The sequence below is a fragment of the Leifsonia xyli subsp. cynodontis DSM 46306 genome (assembly GCF_000470775.1).
GTDB lineage: Bacteria > Actinomycetota > Actinomycetes > Actinomycetales > Microbacteriaceae > Leifsonia > Leifsonia cynodontis.
Genome location: NC_022438.1, coordinates 1,913,263 through 1,934,474 on the forward strand (window position 1 = coordinate 1,913,263; position 21,212 = coordinate 1,934,474).

The following is a 21,212-nucleotide window of genomic DNA, read 5'->3' on the forward strand; positions in this document are numbered from 1 at the left end:
GGACACCCGCTTCTCGCGCACCGATGCAGCGTAGGCACGACGGGTGAAGGATCGCTGACAACTCTACAAGAGTTTTCAAGCCGCACCCAATCGGATGCGCGTCAACGCTTCTCGCCCGGGAGCCGGGCGTCGCTGACGTAGGGGATGCGCGAACGGGCGACCACCACGACGTCGATCGCGAGCGAGCCGATCACCCCCGCGATGAGGCTGAGGAAGAGGACCACGGGGTCGATCCACGGCTGGTCGCGCAGCACGATCGCGAGCACGAGGAACAGCACGAACTTGACGATCCAGCCCCCCAGCACGATGCCGAAGAACAGACCGACGAAGAGGTCGGAGGCGATGAAGCGGTTGGCGATCAGGATGCTGAGTGCGGTGACGCTGAGGAACACCGCCGCCATCGCCGTGCCGATCAGCGCACTCGTCACCCCGATCCATCCGGCGCCGATGCCCCCGAGCGCCATCCCGAACACCGCGATGACGGCGGCGAGCAGCAGCCCGTAGCGGAGGATGGCGCGCAGGACGGGGGTCGAGGTGGGCGGGGCGGGTGGCTGTTCCGGCTCCGGGACAGCTGCTCTGGCCTGGTGGTCGGTCATCGGTTCTCCTCGGGCGGTGTCGAGAGGGCGGAGGACGCTGCGGGCGGGACCGTGGCCGGCTCCCTCCGCTCGCTCGCGGCGTCCAGCTGATCGAAGCGAGCCGTCTCCTCGGCTTCTTTGCTCCCGGCCGGAGCGAGTTCGGCGACGGCCTCATCGGCCTTCCGCCGGCTGAGCGGCGCGAGCGTGAACGCGGTGCAGACGACGAGCCCGATGGCGACGAACACGATCGCCATCCAGTACGGGTCGAAGAAGAACAGCAGACACCCGATCGAGAGCACGGCCGTCCACGCGTAGAAGATCAGGACCGCGTGCAGATGTTTGTGGCCCATGTCGAGGAGACGATGGTGAAGGTGCTTGCGGTCGGCGCTGAAAGGCGACTTCCCCGCGCGCAGCCGCCGGACGACGGCGAGACCGAAGTCGAGCAGCGGGATGACCAGCACGGCGAACGGCAGGATGATCGGGATGAACGCGGGAACCAGCGAGGACTTCCCGAGCGTCTGCAAATCCTGCGGATTTATGGTTCCGGTGACCGAGATCGCCGAGGTCGCCATGAGCAAACCGATCAGGAGCGCGCCGGCGTCGCCCATGAACATCTTGGCGGGGTGCCAGTTGAGCGGCAGGAAGCCCGCGCAGGCTCCGACCAGGATGGCCGCGATCACCCCGGCGAGGCTGAAGTAGTTCTGCGGGCTGATCTCGCGCTGCAAGAGGTAGGTGTAGACGAGGAACGTTCCGTTGGCGATGAGCGCGACGCCCGCGACGAGACCGTCCAGCCCATCGATGAAGTTGATCGCGTTCATCACGAGCACGATCGCGAAGAGCGTGATGACGATGCTCATCAGAGGAGAGCCGACCGTGAGCCCGCCGATGGGCAGGGAGTAGATCTGCACGCCCAGCCAGGCGATGAGGCCGGCAGCCACGAGCTGGCCGGCGAGTTTGGTCATCCAGTCCAGGTCCCAGAGGTCGTCGGCGACCCCGATCACCACGATGAGGAGCGCGGCGCCCAGGATCGCGAGGATCGGACCCGAGTCGGAGAAGATCAGCGACAGAACGCCGAACTGGCTGGACAGCAGCCAGGAGACGCCGAAAGCGAAGAGAATGCCGAGGAAGATGGCGACGCCGCCCAGCCGGGGCGTCGGCCGGGAGTGGACATCGCGCGCGCGGATCTTCGGGTAGAGCCGGTAGCGCATCGCGAGCTTGTAGACGACGAAGGACATCCCGAACGTGATCACGGCCGAGACGAGGGCGAGGGCGAGGAGCAGGGTCACGGGATCAGGTGTCCGTCGGCTCCCCGGCGAGCGCATCGCCCGCAACCGCGCGCAGCTGATCGACGGTGACGACGCCGTGACGCAGGACGCGCAGCCCGCCGGCACCGGAGGCGAGCGCCGTCGCGTCCACGATGGTCGAGGAGGAGTCCCTGCCCTCCACCCGATCGTAGGCGCTGCCGGCTTCTCCCCCGTCGAGGTACACCGCGACGGCGTCGCCGAGCATCCCCTCCGCCTCTCTGGCGGTGCGGGCGGCGGGACGGCCGGTGAGATTGGCCGAGGAGACGGCGAGCGGACCGGTCTCCGCGAGGAGCTCCAGCGCGATGCGGTCCTGCGGCATCCGGAGCGCGACGGTGCCGCTGGTCTCCCCCAGATCCCAGACGAGCGAGGGCGCGGCGGGCAGCACGATCGTGAGGCCGCCCGGCCAGAACGCCTCGACCAGCGCCTCCACCTCGGCCGGGACGTGCTCGGCGAGGGCGGCGAGGGTCGGGAGGCCGGGGACCAGCACCGGGGGCGGCGACTGACGGCCGCGGCCCTTCGCGTCGAGCAGCCGTTGCACCGCGGCCGGGCTGAACGCGTCGGCTGCGACGCCGTAGACGGTGTCGGTGGGGATGACGACGAGCTCGCCGCGCCCGATCGCGCCGCGGGCCAGGCGCATGCCGGCGAGGAGGTCGGAATCGACAGAGCAGTCGTAGATGGTTGCCATGACGGGACAATGATAGCCGCGTGGAGCATAAGGCTCGCTGATCCCCGCCGTCTCCCGCACTGGTCGATACTGGTGACGATGGACGTCTACTTCTTCGACTGCGATAAGACCCTCTACGGCTACGACTTCCGCAAGCGCCTGCCGCGACTGGCCGAACTGTGCGGCGTGAGCCAGTACCGGCTCGCCTCGACGTGGTGGGCGGGCGGGCACGAACGCGCGGCGGAGAGCGGCGAGTACGCGACGAGCGAGGAATACCTGGACGCGTTCGCGGAGGTGACCGGCGCGCGACTGTCGCTGACGCAGTGGCAGGAGGCGCGGAAGGCGGCGATGACGCCCATCCCGGGCGCGATCGCCGCGCTGAAGGCGGCGGCTGCGCTCGGGACGGTGTCGCTGCTGTCGAACAACCCCATCCCCTTCAAGGACTCACTGCCGGTGCTGATGCCGGAGGCGGCCGGAACGCTGGGCGACAACGACCTCGTCTCCGCGGTTCTCGGGTCGCGGAAGCCGGAGCGCCGGGTCTACACCCGCGCACTCGACCGGTTCGGCGTCCGAGCGCAGGACGCCATCCTGTTCGACGACTCCCCCGACAATGTCGAGGGAGCCCGGGAGGCGGGAATGCACGCCCACCGCGTCGTGACGCGGGAGGACGGCTCGTTCGACAACGACGGACTGCTCGCGGCGATGCACGCCTTCGCGGAGCGGGAGAGGTGAGCGAGACGCCGCGCTGACTACGCGCGCCTCGCCGTCGTCACGCGGTCGCGCGCCGTCAGATCCCGGTGAGTCGCCGCCGCCCGCCAGCCGTCGGCGGTGAGGAGGTCGCGGACGGCGGCGCCCTGCCGTTCGCCGTGCTCGAGCACCAGCGCGCCGCCGGAGCGGAGGAGACGCCATGCCACCCAGGAGATCGTGCGCACGATGTCCAGCCCGTCCTCCCCGCCGTAGAACGCGACGTGCGGATCGAAGAGGCGCACCTCCGGGTCGCGCGGCACTGCGGCGTCCGGGACATAGGGCGGGTTGGAGATCACGACGTCCACCGTGCCGTCGAGCTCGGGAAGCGCGTCGGCGAGGTCGACGAACACAGCCCGGACGTTGGGCGCGCCCGCGCCGTCGATATTGCGGCGCGACCAGACGAACGCCTCCGGCGAATTCTCCACGGCGAAGACGCGCGCGTGCGGCACTTCCGTCGCGAGGGCGAGGGCGATCGCGCCGCTGCCGGTGCCGAGATCGACCGCGACCGGTTCCGGCGACGGCACAGCGCGCAGAGCGTCGATGGCGAACTGGGTCGTCTGCTCTGTCTCCGGGCGGGGCACGAAGACGCCGGGACCGACGGCGAGCTCCAGCGAGCGGAAGGGCGCGCGCCCCGTGATGTGCTGCACAGGCTCGCGGGCGGCGCGACGCTCGGCCAGGCGGCGCAGACGCGCGGCGTCGCCGGAGCCGAGGGGCGCATCCAGCACCGTCAGGGCCTGGACGCGGCCCCGGCTCACGTCGAGGACGTGCCCGATGAGCACATCCGTGTCCACGTCGGGGGCGGGGACGCCAGCTCGCGCGAGCAGGGCGGCCATCTCCTCGCGGAGGGAGCGGACCGTGGCGGCGGGGGCTTCGTCTGACATGGCCCGTCGAGCTTACCGGTCACAGACGGACACGGAACAGAAGCGGCGGATTAGAGTGAACGTATGCTAGCGAACATTCACGAGAACATCACGGAAGCCGTCGGCCGCACCCCGCTCGTCAAACTCAACCGGCTCGCAGCCGGTGTCGGGGCGGGAAACTAGAGTTCTACAACCCGGCCGGGAGCGTCAAGGACCGGATCGGCGTCGCCATCGTCGACGCCGCCGAGAAGGCCGGAGCGCTCCGCCCCGGCGGCACGATCGTCGAGGGCACCAGCGGCAACACCGGCATCGCGCTCGCGATGGTCGGCGCCGCCCGCGGCTACAAGGTCATCCTCACGATGCCGGAGACCATGAGCAAAGAGCGTCGCGTGCTGCTGCGCGCGTTCGGCGCCGAGATCGTGTGCTCACGCCCGGGCCGGAAGGGATGCGCGGCGCGGTCGAGAAGGCCAAGGAGATCGTCGCGACGACCGACAACGCGATCTGGGCGGAGCAGTTCGCCAACGAGGCCAACCCGGCCATCCACCGCGCCAGCACCGCCGAGGAGATCTGGGCCGACACCGACGGCGGCGTCGACATCTTCGTCGCGGGCGTCGGCACCGGTGGCACCGTGACCAGCGTCGGGCAGGTGCTCAAAGAGCGCAAGCCCGGAGTGCAGGTGATCGCGGTGGAGCCGGTCGACTCCCCCATCCTGAACGGCGGCAAGGCCGGACCCCACAAGATCCAGGGCATCGGCGCCAACTTCGTCCCCGAGATCCTCGACACCGCCGTCTACGACGAGGTAGTGGACGTGTCCTTCGACGACGCGATCGAGACCGCCAAGAAGCTCGCCAGCGAAGAAGGCATCCTCGCCGGCATCTCCTCGGGCGCGATCGTGTGGGCCGCCCTGCAGATCGCCGTACGCCCCGAGAACGCGGGGAAGACCGTCGTCGCGATCGTCTGCGACACCGGCGAGCGGTACATCTCCACAGCCCTCTGGGCAGACCTGCTGGACTGAGGCGTGCCAGTGTTCCGGGTGCGCGAAGACCTCGGCAACGCGCGCAAGCACGATCCTGCCGCGCGCGGACCCGTCGAGGTCGCGATCGTGTACTCCGGCCTCCACGCCGTCTGGGCGCACCGCGTCGCGCACAGGCTGTGGCGCGCCGGGCTCCGCACACTCGCGCGGATGCTCTCCCAGTTCGCGCGCTTCCTGACCGGCATCGAGATCCACCCCGGCGCCCGCATCGGCCGCCGCTTCTTCATCGACCACGGGATGGGCGTCGTCATCGGCGAGACCGCCTGGATCGGCGACGATGTGACGCTCTACCACGGGGTCACCCTCGGCGGGCGCGGCAGCGAGCACGGCAAACGACATCCGACCGTCCACGACGGGGTGATCGTCGGCGCGGGGGCGAAAGTCCTCGGGGCGGTCACCATCGGCGCCCGCACGGTCATCGGCGCGAACGCCGTCGTCGTCCACGACGCCCCACCGGACTCGGTGCTGACCGGCATCCCCGCTCGCCCTCGCCCCCGTCCCAGCCCCGCCCCGGACCTCGACCCCACCCTCTACATCTGACCCACCTCTCCATCGCTTCCTCACTTCTTCAGGCCCTTCATCGGCGTGTCGCCTGAAGAAGTGAGGAAGCGATGGCTGCGGGGTCAGTTGGGGGTGAGGCGGGTGAGGCGGAACTCTTCGTCGGCGAGGATGGAGGACTCGATGACGGGGCCGAGGAGGCCGTTCATGACGGCGTCGAGGTTGTAGGCCTTGTACCCGGTGCGGTGATCGGCGATGCGGTTCTCGGGGAAGTTGTAGGTGCGGATGCGCTCGGAGCGGTCCATTGTGCGGATCTGACCCTTGCGGAACTCGGCGGCCTCGGCGTCGGCCTCCTCCTGCTGTTTGGCGAGCAGGCGCGCGCGGAGAACGCGCATGGCGGCCTCGCGGTTCTGCAGCTGGCTCTTCTCGTTCTGCATGGAGACGACGATGCCGGTCGGGAGGTGGGTGATGCGCACGGCCGAGTCGGTCGTGTTGACCGACTGACCGCCGGGGCCGGAGGAGCGGAAGACGTCGATCTTGAGGTCGTTGGGGTTGATCGCGACTTCCTCGGGCTCATCCACCTCGGGGAAGACGAGCACACCGGCGGCGGAGGTGTGGATGCGGCCCTGCGACTCGGTCGCCGGGACGCGCTGCACGCGGTGGACGCCGCCCTCGTACTTGAGGTGGGCCCAGACGCCCTCGGCCGGATCGCTCGATGTGCCTTTGAAGGCCACCTGGACATCCTTGATACCGCCGAGATCGCTGGAGGTCTGCTCGATGATCTCGGCCTTCCAGCGCCTCGAATCCGCGTAGTGGAGGTACATCCGCAGCAGGTCGCCGGCGAAGAGGGCCGACTCCGCGCCGCCCTCGCCCATCTTGATCTCCATGATCACATCGCGGCTGTCGTTGGGGTCGCGCGGGATGAGCAGGCGGCGGAGGCGCTCGGACGACGCGGCGATGCCCTCCTCCAGGCCCGGGATCTCGGCGGCGAAGGCGTCGTCCTCGGCGGCGAGCTCGCGGGCGGCCTCCAGATCGTCGGTCAGCTGCTTCCACTCGGTGTAGGCGGCCGTGATGCGCGAGAGTTCGGCGTAGCGGCGGTTCACCTTCTTGGAGCGGACCGGGTCGCTGTGCAGCTCGGGGTCGGAGAGCTGCTGCTGGAGGTCGTCGTGCTCGGCGAGGAGGCCGGTGACCGATTCGAACATGGGGCTTCTTTCTGCCGTGAGGTGTCCGGGATACGAACGAACGTGCCCGTCCGGCGCGCACGGGCGCGACGGACGGGCACGTCCTCGTACTAGCGGTGGTCGTTCTCGTGGCCGTGCGAGTGCGCGGTGCCGTGGCCGTTCGCCGGTGCGGGCATCGACTTCTGCACCTGCATCAGGAACTCGACGTTGCTCGAGGTCTCCTTGAGGCGGCCGAGGACCATCTCGAGGGCCTGCTGCTGGTCGAGTCCGGCGAGGGCGCGGCGCAGCTTCCAGGTGATCTTGACCTCGTCCTGGCCCATCAGCATCTCCTCGCGGCGCGTGCCGGAGGCGTTGACGTCGACGGGCGGGAAGATACGCTTGTCCGCGAGCTGACGGGAGAGGCGCAGCTCCATATTGCCGGTGCCCTTGAACTCTTCGAAGATCACCTCGTCCATCTTGGAGCCCGTCTCCACGAGCGCCGAGGCGAGGATGGTCAACGAGCCGCCGTGCTCGATGTTGCGCGCGGCGCCGAAGAAGCGCTTCGGCGGGTACAGCGCCGAGGCGTCCACACCGCCCGACAGCACACGGCCCGAGGCCGGCGCGGTGAGATTGTAAGCGCGGCCGAGGCGGGTGATCGAGTCGAGCAGCACGACCACGTCGTGACCGAGCTCGACCAGGCGTTTCGCGCGCTCGATCGCGAGCTCGGCGACCGTGGTGTGATCCTCTGCGGGCCGGTCGAAGGTCGACGCGATGACCTCGCCCTTCACCGTCCGCTGCATGTCGGTGACCTCTTCCGGACGCTCGTCCACCAGGACGACCATCAGATGCACCTCGGGGTTGTTCGTCGTGATCGCGTTGGCGATCTGCTGCATCACGATGGTCTTGCCGGCCTTGGGAGGCGCGACGATGAGGCCGCGCTGTCCCTTGCCGATCGGGGCGACGAGGTCGATGATGCGCTGGGTGATCTTGGTGGGCTCGGTCTCCAGGCGCAGCCGCTCCTGCGGGTAGAGCGGAGTCAGCTTGCCGAACTCGACGCGGGCCGCCGCCTCCTCGACCGTCTGGCCGTTGACCGAGTCGACCTTCACCAGCGCGTTGTACTTCTGGCGGCTGTTGTTCTCGCCCTCGCGCGGCTGGCGGATGGCGCCGACCACAGCGTCGCCCTTGCGCAGGCTGTACTTTTTGACCTGGCCGAGCGAGACGTACACATCGCTCGCCCCCGGCAAATAGCCGGTGGTGCGAACGAAGGCGTAGTTGTCGAGCACGTCCAGGATGCCGGCGACCGGGACGAGGACGTCGTCCTCGGCGATCTCCGGCTCCAGCTCGTCCCCGGCGACGCCGCTGCGGCGCTTGCGGTTGCGGTCGCGGTAACGGCCCGGACGCTCGCCCTCGGCGTGCTGCTGACCGCTGCGGCCTTGCTGGCCCTGCTTCTCGCCCTGGTCGCCGCCCTGCTGAAGGTCCTTGGGCTGGTTCTGCTGGCCCTGGTTCTGGACCTGCTCGCCGTTCTGACCGCCGGCGCCCTTGTTGCGGTTGCGGCCGCGACGACGGCCGCCACCCGTCTGACCGTCCTGCTGGTCGCCGGGCTGTCCGGCCGGCCGCGAAGCGTCCGCCTCGGCGCTGTCGGCGCCCTCGGCGGGGGCGGTCTGCGGCGAGCTCTGCTCCTGCTGACCGCTCTGGCCGCGGCCGCGGCGGCTCCCGTTCTGGCCCTGGCCGTCACGCTGCGCCTGTTCGCGCGAGGCGAGAGCCGAGTCGAGCAGCGCATCGACATCCGGGATCAGCGACTCGACGCCCGTCTCCCCCGTGTTGACGTGCGTGCCAGCGGTGATGCGGGTGCCGTCCGGGCTGGACGCGCGGCGCGAACCGCGGCGGCGTCCTCCGGTCTGCGGCGGCAGCGCCGCCGCCGGCTCAGCCTCGACGGCCGGCTCAGCGACCGGCTCGGCACTGTCCTCGGCGGACGCAGCGATGAGCGGCTCGATGAGGAGCTGAGAGGCCGCGCTCACCGGTTCCTCCTGACCCGCGGCGGCGGGCGCAGGGGCGCCCTCCACCGCGGACCGCGCCGCGGCGATGGCCGCGACGAGTTCGCCCTTGCGAAGTTTGCTTGCGCCTTGGAGACCGAGCTGGGTGGCGAGAGCCTGGAGCTCCGCCACTTTGAGCGCGGTCAGGTCGCTGGTGTCCACGCCCCCGGCGTGGAGTTCGACATCAGTCACTGAAGAGGGTTCCTTTCCCCCGGCGCGCTCCGTGCGCGCCGCTATGAGCATTCGTCACACGAGACTGCCTTCGACGCGCTGCGTTCTGAATCCGCGCTACGTTGCGCTCTGGGCATCCGGATGACACCGGTGGTCCAGAAGCACAGACAGGAGTGACGGCATAATTGCTAAGAGATCACCCGGAAGCTGCATATGCTCGTGATACGGGTCCTTCGCGGGTTCTCCCACACTTTACCACCTCAGCGGGGCCGCTTTCGACTCTCGACAGCCGGTGTGTCTCCCGCACCGCTCGCAGCGTTCTCTGCGATCCGGGTCACCGTGGCCCCCTTGAAGTCGACCGCGAGCATGAGCGGCTGCCAGGCGGCGGCCGCCTGCGTCGCGACGAGCTCGGCGGCGGCGAGCCGCTGGCCCGGGTCGCTGCACAGCACGAGGATGGACGGACCGGCCCCCGAGACCACGGCCGCGAAGCCGTTGGTGCGCAGCAGAGTGATCAGCCGGTCGGTCTCCGGCATGGCCGAGGCGCGGTAGCTCTGGTGGAGCTTGTCCTCGGTGGCCGCGTGCAGCAGCTCGGGGCTCTGGATGAGCGCCGCGACGAGCAGAGCCGAGCGCGAGACGTTGAACACCGCGTCCTCGTGCGGAACGGAGGCCGGCTGAAGGCTGCGGGCGAGCGCGGTGGACATGACGTGCTCGGGGACCAGCACGAGGGGCGACACCCCGCGATGCACGATGAGCTTCTTGAACCGCGGTCCGTCCGGGGCCACCCACGCGATCGTCAGCCCGCCGAACAGCGCCGGCGCGACGTTGTCGGGGTGTCCTTCCATATCGTTCGCGAGCGCGAGCAGACCCTGCGCGTCGATGTCGGCCACACCCTGCAGAAGGCCTTTCGCCGCCATGATGCCGGAAACGATCGCAGCTCCGGACGATCCCATCCCCCGGCCGTGCGGGATGCTGTTGCGCGCCACCAGGCTCAGCCCCGGCAGCTCGACGCCGACGGACTCGAACGTGTGCGCGATCGCGCGGACGACCAGGTTGGTCTCGTCGGTGGGAACCTCGCCTTCGCCGACCCCCTGCACCGCGACCGTCGCGCCCGGTTCCGGTCGGACGCTGACGCGCAGCTCGTCGTACTGGGCGAGCGCCAGTCCGAGCGTGTCGAAACCAGGGCCGAGGTTCGCGCTCGTCGCGGGCACTTTGACGGCGACGGAGCGGCCGCTCAGATCGACCGTGCGCAGCATCACGCGCTCACTCCCGTGTTCGAGGTCAGGCCGAGGGTCTCGGCGACGGCGGCGTTGTCGATCGGGACGACGGTGGGGTGAACCTCGGAGCCGTCCGCAGTGCGCAGCGCCCACTGCGGGTCTTTCAGGCCGTGACCGGTCACCGTGAGCACCACGGTCGCGCCGGCGGGGATGACGCCCGCCTCCGAGCGCTCCAGCAGACCGGCGACGCTGATCGCACTGGCCGGCTCCACGAAGACGCCGACTTCTGCCGACAGGATGCGGTGGGCCTCCAGGATTCCGGCATCGTCGATCGCGCCGAAGTAGCCCCCGCTGTCGTCGCGCGCGCGCAGCGCGAGCTCCCACGACGCCGGGTTCCCGATCCGGATGGCGGTGGCGATGGTGTCCGGGTCCTTCACGGGGTGGCCGAGCACGATCGGCGCGCTTCCCGCGGCCTGGAAGCCGAACATCCGGGGCAGCTTCGTGGCCTCGCCGCGCTGCAGCTCCTCGGTGTAACCGCGGTGGTGGGCGGTGTAGTTGCCGGCGTTGCCGACGGGGACGACGTGGAAGTCCGGCGCATCGCCGAGCGCTTCGACGATCTCGAACGCCGCCGTCTTCTGCCCTTCGATGCGGTCGGGGTTGACCGAGTTGACCAGGTGAACCGGATAGCTGGCCGCGAGGTCGCGGGCGATGTCGAGGCAGTCGTCGAAGGTGCCCTGGACCTGAAGCAGCTGAGCATCGTGGGCGATCGCCTGACTGAGCTTGCCCGTGGCGATCTTGCCCTCCGGCACGAGGACGACGGCCTGGACGCCGGCGCGGGCCGCATAGGCCGCGGCCGAGGCGGAGGTGTTGCCGGTCGAGGCGCAGATGACGGCCTTCGCGCCGTGCTCCACCGCCTTGGAGATCGCCATCGTCATGCCGCGGTCCTTGAAGGAGCCGGTGGGGTTCATCCCCTCGAACTTGACGTACACGGTCGCACCGGTGCGGGCCGAGAGGGCCGGAGCCGGGATGAGCGGGGTGCCGCCTTCGCCGAGGGTCACGATCGGCGTCGATGCGGAGACGCTCAGGCGGTCGGCGTACTCGTGGAGGACACCGCGCCACTGCCTGCTGTACGGTTTCGGCGACGGGGACATTAGTATCCTTCGACTCGGAGAACGGACGAGATGGCGATGACGACATCGCTGGCCGCGAGCACCTCGACGGTGGCCGCCAGTGCGGCCTCCTCGGCCTCGTGCGTGCCGATGACCAGGGTAGCGGTGGGCGCTCCGGCACCGTGAATCGGCGCCGTGCCCGACAGGACGGCGACGCCCGTGGCGGTGGGCACCGACTGCCGCATCGTCTCGACGCTGACGCCGCCGTCACTCAGGATGCGTGCGACCGCCGCGAGCACGCCCGGCTGGTCGGCCACGTCCAACGTGATCTGGTAGCGGGTGATCACCCGGCCGATGTCGAGCACCGGGATGTCCGCGTGCGTCGACTCGGCGACGCCCGGCCCGCCCACGACGTGACGACGCGCGGCGGACACGACATCCCCCAGCACCGCAGAGGCTGTCTCGACGCCGCCCGCGCCCGCGCCGTAGAACATGAGGTCGCCCGCGGCCGCCGCCTGCACGAACACCGCGTTGTGTGCCCCATGCACCGCGGCGAGCGGGTGGTCGCGGCCGATGAGGGCCGGGTAGACACGGGCGGAGACCCCCTCCTCGCCCGTCTCGGGATCGGTGAGCCGCTCGCAGATCGCGAGCAGCTTGATGACGGCCCCGGCCTCGCGAGCGGCATCCACCTGCTCCTTGGTCACACTCGTGATGCCCTCGCGGTGGACGCGGTCGAGCGGCACGGTGGTGTGGAAGGCGAGGCTCGCGAGGATGGCGGCCTTCTGCGCGGCGTCGTAGCCGCCGATGTCCGCGGTCGGATCGGCCTCGGCGTAGCCGCGGTCGGTCGCCGTGGCGAGAGCGTCGGCCAGCGTCGCGCCGGTGGTGTCCATCCGGTCGAGGATGAAGTTGGTCGTGCCGTTGACGATGCCCAGGATGCGGTCGACCCGGTCGCCCGCGAGGCTGTCGCGCAGCGGGCGGATGATCGGTATGGCCCCGGCCACGGCGGCCTCGTAGTAGAGCTGTGCGCCGACCTGCTCGGCGACCTCGAACAGCTCGGGGCCGTGCGTCGCCATCAGCGCCTTGTTCGCCGTGATCACGTCGGCGCCCGAGGTGAGCGCCTCGTGTACGTAGCCGCGAGCCGGCTCGATGCCGCCCATCAGCTCCACCACGATGTCAGCGCCCAGGATCAGCGTGCTCGCCTCCGTCGTGTACAGCTCGCGCGGCAGATCGGTGTCGCGCTTGGCGTCGAGGTCGCGAACCGCGATGCCGACCAGCTCCAGCCTCGCGCCCACGCGCGCGGCGAACTCGTCGCCCTGGTCCAGCAGCAGGCGCGCCACCTGCGAGCCGACCGATCCGGCGCCCAGCAGGGCGACCCGGAGGTTACGGTACTCGATCATCCGTTCGCTCCTTCGTATGCGGCGTCACGCGCCAGCAGATCCTCGATCGACTCGCCCTTCACGATCACCCGCGCCTCGCCGTCGCGGACCGCGACCACCGCCGGGCGTCCAAGATAGTTGTAGTTGCTCGCCAGCGTCCAGCAGTAGGCGCCGGTCGCCGGGACGGCGAGCAGGTCGCCCGGGACGGTGTCGGCGGGCAGGTACTCCGCATTCACCACGATGTCGCCGCTCTCGCAGTGTCTGCCGGCGACCCGCACGAGGACCGGCGGCGCGGCAGACACGCGACCGGCGATCCGCGCGGAGTAGTCGGCCCCGTACAGCGCGGGCCGGGCGTTGTCGCTCATCCCGCCGTCCACGCTGACGTAGCGGCGCACCGCCGTCTCGCCGTCCTGGGTGGCGGCGAGAACCTCTTTGGTCATCCCGACCGTGTAGAGGGTCAGCCCCGCACACCCGATGATCGAGCGTCCCGGCTCGAACGCGACAACCGGCAGCGGGATGCCGAGACGGGCGCAGCCCGCCGCGACCGTCTCCGCGATCCGGTGCGCCAGCTCCCCGATCGGCATCGGGTCGTCCGCCGCGGTGTAGGCGATCCCGAAGCCGCCGCCGAGGTTCAGCTCGGGGACATCGCCACCCGCGAGCAGTTCGCGATGCACCGCCAGCAGGCGGGAGGCCGACTCGGCGAAGCCGTCGGCGCCGAAGATCTGCGAACCGATGTGGCCGTGCAGCCCGAGGAAGGCGAGGCTCTCGTGCTCGCGGATGCGCGCGGCAGCCGCGGCGTCCGAGAGCGCGATGCCGAATTTCTGGTCGTCGTGGGCGGTCGCGAGAAAGGCGTGCGTGTGCGCATGCACACCGCTGTTGACCCGCAACCGGACCCGCTGCACGACACCGTGCCGGGAGGCCGCGGCCGCGACCCGGTCGATCTCCTGCAGGCTGTCGATGACGATCGCGCCGACGCCGGCGGAGACCACCGCCTCGATCTCGGCCTCCGACTTGTTGTTGCCGTGGAACCCGAGCCGGTCGGCCCCGACGCCCGCCGCCAGCGCCACCGCCAGCTCGCCGCCCGAGCAGACGTCGATGTTGAGCCCGGCCTCGGCCATCCACCACGCGACCTCGATCGAAAGGAACGCTTTGCCGGCGTAGTACACCTTCGCGGCCGTGCCGACCCCGGCGAACGCGTCCTGGAAGGCTGCGCGGACGTCGACCGCCCGCGCGCGCGCTTCGGCCTCGTCCACCACATAGAGCGGGGTGCCGAACCGCCCGGCGAGCGCGGTGACCGGGACGCCGCCGACGGACAGCGCGCCATCGACCGCGTCGCGGACCACGGTGCGCGACCACAGACCGGGGACCAGCGCGTTCGGGTCGTCCGGGACTCTCAGCCAGGATGGCGCGAGCGGGGTGGGTGCCATAGGGGTTACCTCACGAGAACGACGAGTGGGGACCTCCCTGGCGAGCGGACCCGGGTTGGCCCCTGAAGCCGATGGAGTTGTCGAAACAGTCTATCGAGGCGGACGCCGCCCTCTCCGCCGTATTACGACAGCGGCGCTAGGAGCAGTGTCCTTTGCTGCGCAGGAACTCCTCGCCCATCACGAAGCGCGAGGCGCTCAGCACCACCGTCGCCCGGCCCGGCATCGCCGCGATGTCGCGCACCAGGACGCCATCCGGCAGGTACTGCGCCGCGCACACCGGGAAGGGCCCGCTCTCGGTCAGCGACTGGAGCAACCGGGTGACGTTCACGTCGCCCGTCCCCGTCGAGATGCTGGCTTTGACCGGCCGCAACAGCACCTTCTTGCCCGCCGCCTCCGGATTCGCGCTCACCGTGTAGGCGACGGGGAGGCCGAGGAGATCGAGGCGGCCATCGTAGCCGACAGCGCCCTGCTGGAGGGTCAGGTCGCCGGTGGCTCCTGGAACGGTGACCAGCTTGTTCAGCGAGTCCTGCGAGATGCTCAGCGTGCCGGTGGCGGAGCCGATAGGCTTGCTCAGCTCGGTGGGGACGCCGGTCGCGTGGACACGGACGTTCAGCGGAGCGCCTCCGACCGTCGCACGCGGGGCGAGGAGGTCGACGCTCTCGAACCGGCCGGCGAGAAGCTGCTGAAGCACGGAGAGTCCGCCGATGCGGGCATCCACATCGGCCTTCACGGTCTCGGGCAGGCTCTTCTCGATCTCGGCGGCGACCCGCTGCTCCACAACCGAGCGCACGATGGCATCGGCCGCGACGAGCAGGACCGCCAGCACCCCGAGCGGGACGAGCGTCCGCACGAGGAGGCGCGGCCAGCGGCGGCTCGCCCGGGCCGGAGCGTCCCCCGCTGCCCCCGGCAGCAGCTGTTCTGTCGGCTGGTCGGTCATCGGTCACATCCGCTCCGGAGCGGACACCCCCACCAGCGTCAGGCCGTTGCGGAGGACCTGGCCGGTCGCGTCGTTCAGCCACAGGCGGGTGCGGTGCGCGTCCGTCACCGGCTCCTCGCCGAGCGGGATCACGTGGGTCGAGCCGTCGCGGACGGCGTACCAGGCATGGTAGAGCCCGGCCAGCTCCTCGATGGCGCGGGCGACGCGGTGCGGCTCGCGCAGCTCGGCCGCCTGGGCGACCACCCGCGGGAACTCCTGCAACCCGCCGAGCAGTACGCTCTCGGTCTCGTGCGTGAGCAGTTCCGGTTTGAACGCGCTGCGGTCCACCCCGGCGCGCTCCGCGTTGGCGGCCACCGAGCGGGTGCGCGCGTGGGCGTACTGCACGTAGTAGACGGGGTTCTCGTTGCTGCGCTTGGCGAGCAGGCCGAGGTCGACGTCGAGCTGCGAATCGGTGGACGAACGCACGAGCGCATAGCGGGCGGCGTCCACCCCCACCGCGTCCACCAGGTCGTCCAGCGTGACGATCGTGCCGGCGCGCTTGGACATCTTGACCGGCTCGCCGTCCCGGACGAGGTTCACCATCTGGCCGATGAGGATCTGCAGGTTGACGTTCGGGATGTCGCCGAACGCCTCCACCATCGCCATCAGCCGGCCGATGTAGCCGTGGTGGTCGGCGCCCAGCATGATGATGTTCTGCTCGAAGCCGCGCTCGCGCTTGTCCAGGTAGTAGCCGAGATCGCCCGAGATGTAGGCCGGTTCGCCGTTAGAGCGGACGATCACCCGGTCGCGGTCGTCGCCGAAGGTCGTCGTGCGCAGCCACACCGCACCGTCCTCTTCGAAGATGTGGCCGAGTTCGCCCAGGCGGCGGATGGCCCGCTCGACGGCCCCCGAGGCGTGCAGCGAGTCCTCGTGGAAGTAGACATCGAAGTCGACGCCGAAGGAGTGCAGGCGGTCTTTGATCTCCTGGAACATCAGCGCCGTGCCCGCCGAGCGGAACACCTCCTGCTGGTCGTCCCGGGAGAGCGCTGCGAGGTCGCCGTCATAGCCCGCGGCGACCTTCGCCGCGATCTCGCCGATGTAGTCGCCTCCGTAGCCGTCCTCCGGCGTCGCCTCGCCCCGATGCGCGGCGAGCAGGCTGCGGGCGAAGCGATCGATCTGGGAGCCGTGGTCGTTGAAGTAGTACTCGCGGGTCACGTCCGCGCCCTCCGCCTGCAGGATGCGCGCCAGACTGTCGCCGACCGCCGCCCAGCGCGCGCCACCCAGATGGATGGGGCCGGTGGGATTGGCGGAGACGAACTCGAGGTTCACGAGCAGACCGTCGTACAGCTCCCCGGCCCCGTAAGCCGCCCCAGCTTCCAGGATGGTCCGGACGAGCTGGCCGGCCGCGGCCGCGTCCAGCCGGAAGTTGATGAAACCGGGGCCGGCGACCTCGGCGGAGGCCACACCGTCGATTCCAGCAGCGGCCTCCGCGATCTCTGTCGCGAGCTCGCGAGGGTTGGCGCCGGCCTTCTTCGCCAGCCGCATCGCGACATTGGAGGACCAGTCGCCGTGCCCGCGGTTCTTCGGGCGCTCCAGCGGAACGTCCTCGACGGTCAGCTCCAGGTCGGCGATGTCCGCCCCCGCCGCCCGACGCCGTTCCACCACCGTCGTGACGATGGCGAGCAGAGCGGCGGAAAGGTCAGCGGGAGTCATAGGGACCGATTCTACCGGGCAGCCACACGGCGTCCCGCCGCTGCCTTGATAGAGTCGCAGCGACCGCATCGCAGCACGGAAGACGCACGCCGTATGAAAAAGCATCCCGCCCGGATCATCGCCGCCGCCATCGCCCTGGCGTCGGCGGCCGCCCTCGCGGGCTGCACTCCGACACCGGCCCCGACGAGCACGCCCACGAAGACCGCGAACGCCAAGACCGCCCCGGCCGCCCCGGCGACGCCGGCAGCGACACCGACCGACCCGCCGACGCCGCTGGCCATCGCCTGCGACGCACTGGTCACTGCCCAGCAGTTGTACGCCTTCAACCCGAACGTCGGCAGCGCGCCAGACTACTCCCCCAAGACCGGCAGCCTGGAGAAGCGGATCGCCGAGTGGAAGGGCACCACCTGCGCCTGGCAGAACCAGACCAGCGACCAGCTCATCGAGATCGCCGTGGCCCACCCGCCCGCCAGCCAGCTCGAGGGCCTCAAGAACGCCGCCATCACCGACGCCCAGCCTGTCCCGACCTACGGAGCCCCGCCGATCGAGGGCTACTTCAAAGCCGGAGCGAACGGGCAGGTGCAGATCTTCCGCGGCGCCGAGTGGATCGTCGCCGAGTCCACCGCCTTCTTCGAGCCGGGCGACGCCGCGCAACTGATGGAGAGTGTGCTGGCGAACATTCCCGCCGGCTAGTCCTTCGTGAGCGCGTGATCCGGCGGCATCCGAAAGGGTGCTAGCCTGGACGGGCACTCCTGGCCCCCATAGCTCAGTGGATAGAGCGTCTGCCTCCGGAGCAGAAGGCCGTAGGTTCAAATCCTACTGGGGGCACCCAATGTTCGATGTTCGAACCTGGGCCGAATGGATGGGTCGGTGGTTTCGCCGGTTGCCCTGTGCGTCGCAGCCTGGTGGGCGTTCTCGCTGGGGTCGATACTGAACGGCTTGGCTGCGACAGATTCGGTTTCGTCGTTCTGGCCACTCACTCCGTCTGCGGCTCCATGTGGTTTGCTCAGCGGTGGCTTCGCTGCCTTCTGTGTCGCCCGCCGGGTTTGCGGATGCGGTGTCAGCGCAAGCCCAGGCGGCTATGCCGGCGGCGATGAGCACTGTGGCAAGTCCGACGCCCCCTGCCCACCTGGACTCATCGTTTTCGCCGATGAGGATTTCGATGAAGAATTCTTGGTTCGCGAGCCGGCCCTGGAACGTCGCGAACTGTCCCCGCTTGGCCGTCAACGTGTTCGCTTCGGTTGACGCGGACGCGGCGCGCCGGTCACGTTCGCTGGTGAGCTGGTTGGGAGTGCGTCGAGGGGCTCCACCCTTTGGCGAAGCGCTCTCGCAGGTGTCACGCGAGCTGATGGTTGATGGCGTCGGCGGAGTAGAGGGAGTCGGTGACGATGCGGGCCATGCCGATGAGGCTGGCGTCTGCGCCGAGTTCACCGAGGCGGATGTCGAGGTTGCGGGTGGCGCGCGGGAGGGAGTGCGGGTAGAGCGTTTCGCGGAGGCCGCCGAGAAGGGCGGCCGAGGCGAGGTCGCCGGAGATGATGAGGGCGCCGGGATTGATCATCGAGATGACGGTGGCCATGACTTCGCCGATGCGCATCCCCGCTTGGTGGGTGAGGCGGAGAGCGTCGGTGTTCCCTTCGCGCAGGAGCCGGCCGATGTCGTGTCCGGAGGCGGCGGGGATACCGGAGCCGGTCAGCTGCATCGCGACCGCGCGGCCGCTGGCGACAGCGGCGAGGCAGCCGCGGGAGCCGCACTGGCAGAGAGCGTCCTCGCCGGCGAGCCGAATGTGGCCGATGTCGCCGGCGCCGCCGTCGATACCGTGGTACACCGAACCGTTGATGACCAGACCGGCTCCGATGCCGGTGGAGACCTTCACGAGGCAGACCGCGGGGTTGTCCGGGAAGTTGGTGGACTGCTCCCCGAAGGCCATCGCATCGGCGTCGTTCTCAACGAACGTGGGCACAGGCAAGGACTGAGCGAGGTGATCGGCGATCGGGAAGCCGTCCCAGCCGGGCATGATCGGCGGCTGGGACGGGCGGCGGGTGCGCGGGTCCACCGGCCCGGGGACCGAGATGCCGGCGCCCACGACATCCCGGCCGTCGGCGGCCTGGCCGATCAGGCCATGCGACGAGGCGGTCAGGGCGTCGAGCAGCGTCGTCGGGCCGTCGGTGATGGCGACGTCGACGGTGTCGGCCGCCAGCACGCGTCCGCTGAGGTCGGTGAGCGCGGTGCGGGAGCGCTCGGCGTCGACGGCGGCGACCGCCAGCACCGAGCGCTCGACGTGGAAGGTGAGCCGGTCGGGGCGGCGGCCACCGGTGGCGCCGCCCGCGCCGGCCTGTTCCACGACGAGCCCGGCGTCGAGGAGCGCGTCGACGCGCTGGGCGACGGTCATCCGCGACAGGCCGGTGAGCTGCTGCACTTCGCCGCGGGTGTTCGCCTCCGAGCGGCGGATGAGCTGGAACACGTCTCCCGGTCCCGCACTCATCCGTCGCCTTTCCTCCGGAGGCACCCAGCGGCCTCGCTCCATCGTACGAGGCCCCCGCTCGATCCCGCTCACCCCTTGTCCGCTCCGCTGGTGAGGCCCTCGGTGAGCGAGCGCTCGGCGATGCCGTAGAGCACGATGATCGGGATGGTCAGCAGCACCGAGCCGGCCATGAGCACGGTCTTGGAGACCTCGATCCCGTTGGAGAGCTGCGAGAGACCGAGCGAGACCGTCCACAGGTCGCGGTCGGCGGCGAGGAACAGCAGGGCGAACAGGAACTCGTTCCACGCGATCATGAACACATACAGACCGGTGGAGACGATGGAGGGCATGGCCAGCGAGACGGTGATCTTCCACAGGATGCGCGCTCGGCCGGCGCCGTCGATCATCGCCGCCTCCTCCACACTCGCCGGGATGGAGCGCAGATAGGAGCGCAGCATGTGGATGGACATCGGGATGGTCTGGGCGATGTACACGATGACCAGGCCGAACAGCGACTCACGGATGCCGAGTGTGGAGAACCCGACGAACAGCGGAATGGCGATGATGATGACCGGGAACAGGTAGACGGCCAGGAAGAGGGCGCTGATCTGCCGGCGGCCGAAGAAGTTCAGCCGCGACACCGCGTAGGAACCCGGGATGGACACCAGAGTGTGACGGCGACGGTGGCGAGGGCGACGAGAGCGGAGTTGAGCATGAAGCCGCCGAAGCCCTGACCGCCGTCGTCCTGCGACATCATGACGTCGGCGTAGGTCCGCAGGGTCAGATTCTGCAGCGGGACCCAGAGCCGGTCTGGGTGCAGGAGCACCTGCTCGATCGGCACCAGACTCAGCTCGGCCATGTAGTAGAACGGGAACGCCGTGGCCACGATCAGCACGGCGATGACCACCCAGCGCAGCGCGCCGAAGGTGTGTTTCTGGACAAGGATGCGGCTCATTCGTCGTCTCCCTTCCCGGCGAAGAACTTCACGTAGACGAACAGGAACACGCCGAGGATGGCGGAGAGCACGAACGCGTTCGCGGCCGCGCCGCCGATGTCGAAGCTGCCGACGAGCTGGTCGTAGACACGGACGGCGGAGACCTCGGTTCCTGCGCCGCCGCCGGTGAGCAGATAGACGTCGTCGAACTTGTTGAACGTCATGATCAGCCGCAGCACGGACAGCAGAGAGATCACCGGCAGCAACTGCGGCAGCACGATGTGCCGGAAGTTCTGCCACGGAGTCACCCCGTCCACCAAGGCCGCTTCCTCCACATCGCCAGGGAGGGCGACCATGCGTGCGGTGATGAAGAGGAACGCGAACGGGAAGTAGCGCCAGATCTCGAAGACGACCACGGTGATCAGCGCGTAGGGAGCCTTGCCGAGGAAGTCGATCGGGTGCTCCCAGCCGAACCAGGCTTTGCCGATCGTGTTGACGATGCCGAACTGCGCGTTCAGCATGATCTGCCAGACGAAGGTCACGGCGACCACCGGTGCGACATAGGGCAGCAGCAGCAGCATCAGCGACCGCGCCAGGCCGCGCCCGCGGAACGGCGAGCGGAACGCCAGCGCCGCGATCAGGCCGACCGCGATCGAGCCGGCCGTGGAGAGCACCGAGTAGACGATCGTCGTCCACAACGAGCTCCAGAACCCCGGATCGGCGAAGACCGCGGCGAAGTTCTCCAGAGTGAGCGGGTTGAACAGGCCATTCTCGGCGATCGTGCTGAAGTCGGTCTCCTGAAAAGCGAGCACGAGGTTCCAGATCACCGGGACGATCACGATGGCCAGGATGATCAGCGTGGTCGGCAAGACCATCGTCAGGCCGGCGCGGTTGTCGCGGTTGGCCAGAGCGGACCGCCGACGCGGGCGGCCCCCGGTCGGGGCCGCCCGCCCGGGGGCGGGCGCGGGTGGTACGAGTTGCGTCATCGTGTCACTTCTTGAGTTTGGCCTGCAGTTG

The 21,212-nt window shown here is 69.7% G+C and carries 19 protein-coding genes, 1 tRNA gene and 1 pseudogene; 5 read left to right on the top strand and 16 right to left on the bottom strand.

From position 1 onward, the window contains the following. Positions 1-101: 101 nt before the first annotated feature. The 3 genes from O159_RS09150 to O159_RS09160 are packed head-to-tail and all read right to left on the bottom strand — an operon-like array spanning position 102 to position 2,564. Positions 102-596, bottom strand: a complete 495-nt coding sequence (locus tag O159_RS09150) for a hypothetical protein (protein ID WP_021755515.1) — start codon at positions 594-596, stop codon at positions 102-104. After that, positions 593-1,861 carry an MraY family glycosyltransferase gene (locus O159_RS09155; RefSeq protein ID WP_021755516.1) on the bottom strand — a complete coding sequence of 423 codons (1,269 nt, stop codon included), beginning with the start codon at positions 1,859-1,861 and terminating at the stop codon, positions 593-595. The genes O159_RS09150 and O159_RS09155 overlap by 4 nt, the downstream gene beginning before the upstream one ends. Positions 1,862-1,865: 4 nt before the next feature. Then, entirely contained in the window at positions 1,866-2,564 is a 699-nt protein-coding gene (locus tag O159_RS09160) for an L-threonylcarbamoyladenylate synthase (protein ID WP_021755517.1), read from the bottom strand. A 78-nt stretch (positions 2,565-2,642) separates the two neighbouring features. Here O159_RS09160 and O159_RS09165 point away from each other — a divergent pair, with 78 nt between their 5' ends. Continuing rightward, entirely contained in the window at positions 2,643-3,275 is a 633-nt protein-coding gene (locus tag O159_RS09165; RefSeq protein WP_043994221.1) for an HAD-IA family hydrolase, read from the top strand. A gap of 17 nt (positions 3,276-3,292) precedes the next feature. On the opposite strand, the gene prmC is transcribed toward O159_RS09165, so the two are convergent. Next, a complete protein-coding gene (prmC, locus tag O159_RS09170) occupies positions 3,293-4,171 on the bottom strand; it encodes a peptide chain release factor N(5)-glutamine methyltransferase (RefSeq protein WP_021755519.1) in 879 nt (292 codons plus the stop codon). 63 nt (positions 4,172-4,234) lie between these two features. On the opposite strand from prmC, the pseudogene cysK reads away from it, so the two are divergent. Together cysK and epsC are read left to right on the top strand one after the other, a co-directional pair. After that, positions 4,235-5,165, top strand: a pseudogene (cysK, locus tag O159_RS09175) (cysteine synthase A). A gap of 3 nt (positions 5,166-5,168) precedes the next feature. After that, a complete protein-coding gene (gene epsC / locus O159_RS09180) occupies positions 5,169-5,723 on the top strand; it encodes a serine O-acetyltransferase EpsC (RefSeq protein ID WP_043993672.1) in 555 nt (184 codons plus the stop codon). Between the two features lie 83 nt (positions 5,724-5,806). On the opposite strand, the gene prfA is transcribed toward epsC, so the two are convergent. The 8 genes from prfA to argS form a co-directional block, all read right to left on the bottom strand. Then, positions 5,807-6,883: a peptide chain release factor 1 gene (gene prfA, locus O159_RS09185; RefSeq protein ID WP_021755522.1), complete on the bottom strand. Its 1,077-nt coding sequence runs from the start codon at positions 6,881-6,883 to the stop codon at positions 5,807-5,809. Between the two features lie 89 nt (positions 6,884-6,972). Further along, positions 6,973-9,117: a transcription termination factor Rho gene (rho, locus tag O159_RS09190; protein ID WP_456237219.1), complete on the bottom strand. Its 2,145-nt coding sequence runs from the start codon at positions 9,115-9,117 to the stop codon at positions 6,973-6,975. A gap of 188 nt (positions 9,118-9,305) precedes the next feature. Beyond that, positions 9,306-10,298, bottom strand: a complete 993-nt coding sequence (thrB, locus tag O159_RS09195; protein ID WP_021755524.1) for a homoserine kinase — start codon at positions 10,296-10,298, stop codon at positions 9,306-9,308. Continuing rightward, positions 10,298-11,410 (bottom strand): threonine synthase, encoded by a 1,113-nt coding sequence (gene thrC / locus O159_RS09200; RefSeq protein ID WP_021755525.1) that lies wholly within the window; start codon positions 11,408-11,410, stop codon positions 10,298-10,300. The genes thrB and thrC overlap by 1 nt, the downstream gene beginning before the upstream one ends. Beyond that, positions 11,410-12,765: a homoserine dehydrogenase gene (locus tag O159_RS09205; protein ID WP_021755526.1), complete on the bottom strand. Its 1,356-nt coding sequence runs from the start codon at positions 12,763-12,765 to the stop codon at positions 11,410-11,412. The genes thrC and O159_RS09205 overlap by 1 nt, the downstream gene beginning before the upstream one ends. Continuing rightward, the gene (gene lysA / locus O159_RS09210) at positions 12,762-14,171 is read right to left on the bottom strand and encodes a diaminopimelate decarboxylase (protein WP_021755527.1); all 1,410 of its coding nucleotides are present in this window, start codon (positions 14,169-14,171) and stop codon (positions 12,762-12,764) included. The genes O159_RS09205 and lysA overlap by 4 nt, the downstream gene beginning before the upstream one ends. 136 nt (positions 14,172-14,307) lie before the next feature. Beyond that, the gene (locus tag O159_RS09215) at positions 14,308-15,108 is read right to left on the bottom strand and encodes an LmeA family phospholipid-binding protein (RefSeq protein WP_021755528.1); all 801 of its coding nucleotides are present in this window, start codon (positions 15,106-15,108) and stop codon (positions 14,308-14,310) included. A gap of 3 nt (positions 15,109-15,111) precedes the next feature. Continuing rightward, positions 15,112-16,800, bottom strand: a complete 1,689-nt coding sequence (gene argS, locus O159_RS09220; RefSeq protein WP_021755529.1) for an arginine--tRNA ligase — start codon at positions 16,798-16,800, stop codon at positions 15,112-15,114. A gap of 93 nt (positions 16,801-16,893) precedes the next feature. Between argS and O159_RS09225 the strand changes: the two genes are divergently transcribed. Beyond that, a complete protein-coding gene (locus O159_RS09225) occupies positions 16,894-17,493 on the top strand; it encodes a hypothetical protein (protein WP_021755530.1) in 600 nt (199 codons plus the stop codon). 62 nt (positions 17,494-17,555) lie between these two features. Continuing rightward, a tRNA-Arg gene (locus tag O159_RS09230) sits at positions 17,556-17,628 on the top strand. Positions 17,629-18,136: 508 nt separating this feature from the next. On the opposite strand, the gene O159_RS09235 is transcribed toward O159_RS09230, so the two are convergent. The 4 genes from O159_RS09235 to O159_RS09245 form a co-directional block, all read right to left on the bottom strand. After that, positions 18,137-19,282 (bottom strand): ROK family transcriptional regulator, encoded by a 1,146-nt coding sequence (locus O159_RS09235; RefSeq protein WP_052323493.1) that lies wholly within the window; start codon positions 19,280-19,282, stop codon positions 18,137-18,139. Positions 19,283-19,350: 68 nt separating this feature from the next. Then, complete coding sequence (locus O159_RS09240; protein ID WP_236609462.1) at positions 19,351-19,926, bottom strand: carbohydrate ABC transporter permease; 576 nt, start codon at positions 19,924-19,926, stop codon at positions 19,351-19,353. Beyond that, positions 19,890-20,216: an ABC transporter permease family protein gene (locus O159_RS15850; RefSeq protein ID WP_236609463.1), complete on the bottom strand. Its 327-nt coding sequence runs from the start codon at positions 20,214-20,216 to the stop codon at positions 19,890-19,892. The genes O159_RS09240 and O159_RS15850 overlap by 37 nt, the downstream gene beginning before the upstream one ends. Beyond that, positions 20,213-21,181, bottom strand: coding sequence for a carbohydrate ABC transporter permease (locus tag O159_RS09245; RefSeq protein ID WP_021755532.1), 969 nt, complete (start codon positions 21,179-21,181; stop codon positions 20,213-20,215). Before O159_RS09245 ends, O159_RS15850 begins: the two co-directional genes overlap by 4 nt. Positions 21,182-21,212: the final 31 nt, after the last annotated feature.